Annotated in this window: 5 protein-coding genes; 4 read left to right on the top strand and 1 reads right to left on the bottom strand. The window is 60.5% G+C overall.

Annotated elements, in window-relative coordinates:
- Together B3873_RS19865 and B3873_RS19870 are read left to right on the top strand one after the other, a co-directional pair.
- A partial coding sequence (locus tag B3873_RS19865) for an SDR family oxidoreductase (protein WP_286868503.1) occupies positions 1-320 on the top strand: 320 nt, incomplete at its 5' end.
- Between the two features lie 131 nt (positions 321-451).
- Positions 452-865: a (R)-mandelonitrile lyase gene (locus tag B3873_RS19870; RefSeq protein ID WP_209535920.1), complete on the top strand. Its 414-nt coding sequence runs from the start codon at positions 452-454 to the stop codon at positions 863-865.
- A gap of 327 nt (positions 866-1,192) precedes the next feature.
- On the opposite strand, the gene B3873_RS19875 is transcribed toward B3873_RS19870, so the two are convergent.
- A complete protein-coding gene (locus B3873_RS19875; protein WP_286868506.1) occupies positions 1,193-2,098 on the bottom strand; it encodes a LysR family transcriptional regulator in 906 nt (301 codons plus the stop codon).
- Between the two features lie 515 nt (positions 2,099-2,613).
- On the opposite strand from B3873_RS19875, the gene tauA reads away from it, so the two are divergent.
- Both tauA and B3873_RS19885 read left to right on the top strand, forming a co-directional pair.
- The gene (gene tauA / locus B3873_RS19880) at positions 2,614-3,624 is read left to right on the top strand and encodes a taurine ABC transporter substrate-binding protein (RefSeq protein ID WP_286868508.1); all 1,011 of its coding nucleotides are present in this window, start codon (positions 2,614-2,616) and stop codon (positions 3,622-3,624) included.
- Positions 3,625-3,715: 91 nt separating this feature from the next.
- Positions 3,716-4,137 (top strand): ATP-binding cassette domain-containing protein (locus B3873_RS19885; RefSeq protein ID WP_286868510.1); only part of this gene is annotated, 422 nt, incomplete at its 3' end.

A 4,137-nucleotide genomic window follows, 5' to 3' on the forward strand; every position in this document is an offset into this window, starting at 1 on the left:
TCTCCAAACGTGGCAATGCATTGCGGGTCATGGCTGAAGCCGTGCGCTGGGGCAAGCGTGGCGCACGAGTCAACACGATCAGCCCCGGCATCATCATCACTCCGCTGGCCAACGATGAACTTCGCGGGCCTCGCTCCGAAGGCTATCGGCGCATGCTGGAGCTCAGCCCCGTGGGACGTGCCGGCACGCCTGACGAAGTCGCTTCGGTGGCCGCGCTGTTGTTGGGGGCCGATGGCGCCTTCATTACTGGTAGCGATTTCCTGATGGATGGTGGTGTGACCTCTTCATACTGGTTCGGCGAACTGGCCCCGCAGCAATAAGGGATCTCATCGATGGCTGCAGAGTCGGTCATCAACACCATACTGGTCATTGGTTCCTCCGGCCGTGTTGGTCGAAACGTCCTCTCAAAGGCGATCCGAGCCTGATGAACCATCACAACATCACAACCACCATGAAAATTACACGCAAGGGCGCGCAGCCCACCATCAAAGGACCGGATGCCTTTTTCACCGGTACGGTACACATCGACAGTCTCTTCCAGGGAGAAGAGCCCGCTCGCGCCGGTGGCGCCATCGTCACTTTTGAACCCGGCGCCCGTACGGCCTGGCACACCCATCCGCTCGGCCAGGTCCTGGTCGTTACCAATGGGATTGGCTGGACGCAGTGCGAAGGCGGGCCACGAACCGAAATCCGGGAGGGAGACGTGATCTGCTGCCCCTGCCAGCGCCGGCACTGGCATGGCGCCACGCCCACCACAGCGATGACACACGTCGCCATCACCGAGCTGCTGGACGGCAAGAATGTGGAGTGGATGGAACACGTGACCGATGAGCAGTATCTGTCCGGTTCGCTCGTCAAGGAATGAACGGACAACAATGAGAACACTTCTAGGATCGATCGCGATGTCCAAGGTGCTATCGTCATTCCCGGCCGAAGCGCGGCCAGGCAGTCATGGCGACACGCTTGCACCCGGACCCCAGACGGCAGTCCCGGGCGTAACTGACGAAATAACGGCGGCCATTGATTGTTTCTCGGCCTCCGGAACTCTGGAGCAACAGCGCGTGATGTTGGCAAAACCCTTGAAGCGACGCTTGGACAAGCAGCTCTTCGGGAATCATGACGCATCGCCAGATCAAGCCCCGGATGCCACATGAATTTATGCGTGCGGCTCATTAATTGAGCCGGTAATTGTTCAGGCTTTGCCGCGCGAAGGATATCTCAGGGCTTCTACCAGCAAACGGAAGGCAGGCGATGAGTGGCGCCTGCTTGCATAGTACAGGTGGTAGCCCGGGAAGGTCGGCGTCCAGCTCTTCATGACGCGCTTGAGTGCGCCTGATTGGACGTGTGGTGCGACCATGTCCTCCGGGAGATAGGCCAACCCGAATCCTGAAAGGGCGGCCCTCAGAATCGGCGTGCTGCTGTTGAATGTCCACTGCCCCTCGACGCGCGCTTTCATCAGGTGACCGTCGCGTTCAAATTCCCAAGCCATCAACCCGCCGTGCGTGGGCAAACGCAGGTTGATGCAAGTGTGCCCAGCGAGATCGGCGGGAGACTGGGGCCGGGATTTTCCGGCAAGATAGCTCTCGCTACCCACCACGGCCATTCTCAGATCCGGCCCGATGCGTACGGCAATCATGTCCTTGGCGACCTGGTCGCCAAGCCGTACGCCTGCGTCGTAACGACCTGCCACGATATCGGTCAAGCCGTAGTCAACGCAAATCTCCACATTGATCTCAGGATAGTCCCGCGTCAGCTTGATGAGTTTCGGCCAGAGAACGGTATTGGCAGCATGTTCTGCGGAGGTCAGGCGGATGCTGCCCGCAGGTTTGTCCTTCAACTGTCCGAGCGCAGCCAGTTCGGATTCAATTTCCTCGAATCGCGGACCGACCGATTCGACCAGTCGCTCGCCGGCCTGGGTGACTGAAACGCTGCGTGTGGTGCGTGTCAGCAACCTCACGCCAAGCCTTGCCTCAAGCGCACGAATGGTATGACTCAAGGCTGATTGCGACACACCCAGTTGCGCGGCAGCGCGGGTGAAGCTCCCCTCGCGTGCGATGGCAAGAAAAGCCAGCAGATCGTTATAGTTCTCCCTGGGCATTCATGAACTCCACTCATAAGATCCTGCGCATTGTAAGCGCTAATCAAAGTGGACAGCACCGTTTACCATCGAGGTCGCTGGGCCGATCATGGCGATACGAACGCCGACGGAATTTTTCCGGATTCTGCACATTCGGCGGCAAGCGCTTCAACACCTTCGCAACACCAGGGTCGACAACGGAGGCAAGGTCAATACCAGGCAAGCCGGGTGCCCATGCGTAATGCCCGTGCCCTTGACGTAAGGAATCAAGCGGTCCGCCAGTGCGAATCGGACAGCGGCTCATACCTATGCAGGATGGCACCTCGCCTCTCTGGTCCTTGGGGCAGCGGCCTGATCGCGTTGCAGGCCTCACGAACTCATCCGTCAGGTGCGCGGCGGCTGCGCTTCCCCATCCACGAATTCCGCATATGAATGCGCGAAAACGGTCGTTGTGCAAGCCCCTTGGTCTTTGCATACTCAGCAGCGACGCAATGTTGCGCATCCCGTTGAAACCAAGAACAAGACTGGACCAGACAATGAATATCACAAGAAGAGCCTTCAATACCGCCATCGCCGCCCTGGTGCTGACCGGAGCCACAGCCGCAGGTGCAGCCGACAAGCCCATCGTCGTCGGCTACCAGAGCGACGCCCTGCCCTCGTCGCTGGCCATCGCCAACGGTGAATTTGAAAAGGCCACCGGCAAGAAGATTGATTTCCGCAAGTTCAACTCCGGTGCCGACGTGATCGCGGCCATCGCCGGTGGTGATGTGCAGGTGGGCTATGTGGGTTCGAGCCCGCTGGCCGCAGCGGCTTCGCGCGGTCTTGACGTGAAGGCCTTCTACCTGGCCTCGATCTCCGGGACCGATGAGGCTTTGGTGGTGCGCAATGGTTCGGGCATCAACAGCGTTGCCGACCTGAAGGGCAAGAAGCTGGCGGCCGCGCCCGTCTCGACCGACCATTACCAGCTGCTGGCGCTCATCAAGAGCCAGGGCTGGACAGAGAAGGATGTGAAGGTCTTTGCCATTCCCCAACCTGAAATCGTGGCCGCCTACAATCGCGGCGACATCGACGGCGGGTTCGTCTGGGACCCGGCACTGACCGAACTGAAGAAAAACGGCAAAGTCCTGGTGACCTCCAAGGACGTGGCCGACAAGGGCGCACCGACCTTCTCGGCGTGGATCGCCACGGGCTCTTTTGCCAAGGAACAGCCTGAATTCCTGAAGACCTTCAGCGCCGTGATCGACAAGGCCAGCCTGTCCTTCCAGAACGACAAGGCCGCCTGGAACAAGGATAGCGAGAACGCACGCCTGCTGGCCAAGCTGCTCGGCGGCACCCCGGCCGACCAGGCTTCGGGCCTGCAGAACCTGAACCTGGTTCCGGTCAGCGCCCAAGCCTCGCCGGCCTGGCTGGGTGGCGGTGAAAACTCGGGCCTGGCCAAGATCCTCAAGGAAACCGCAGTGTTCCTGAAGGAACAGAAGAAAATTTCGGACGTGCTGCCCAGCTATGCCGCCTTCGTCACCCCAACGGCGGTGTCAGGCCTGAAGTAAGCCTCCCCGTCGATACCGTCTGCAAGCCCGCCGTGCCGATAGCCACCCTGTCGCACGGCGCTTGCGTTTGAACGGTTTGGAAAGAACACACATGTTGAAAGTAGAAAACGCCAGCGTCTTCTTTGCCGGTCGGGACAAACAAGTGGTCCATGCGCTGGACCGGGTCTCGCTGGACATTCCCGAACGCGGCTTCGTGGTCGCGCTGGGCACCTCGGGCTGTGGCAAGTCGACCTTGCTCAATGCCATGGCAGGATTCCTCCCGCTCTCCGAAGGCAGCATCACCCTCGACGGCAAACCGGTCTCCGGACCCGGTGCCGAGCGGGGCGTCGTGTTCCAGAAGGACAGCCTGCTGCCCTGGAAATCGGTGCTGGACAACGTGGCCCTGGGCCTGAAGTTTGCCGGCTTGCCGCGCAATGAGAGCCGCGACCGTGCTCAGGAGTTGTTGCGTCTCGTAGGACTGCAGGACTTTGCGAAGGCCGCGCCCTACGAACTCTCGGGCGGCATGCGCCAGCG

It is taken from the genome of Herbaspirillum sp. UBA812, from assembly GCF_002296545.1.
Taxonomy (GTDB): domain Bacteria; phylum Pseudomonadota; class Gammaproteobacteria; order Burkholderiales; family Burkholderiaceae_D; genus Herbaspirillum; species Herbaspirillum huttiense.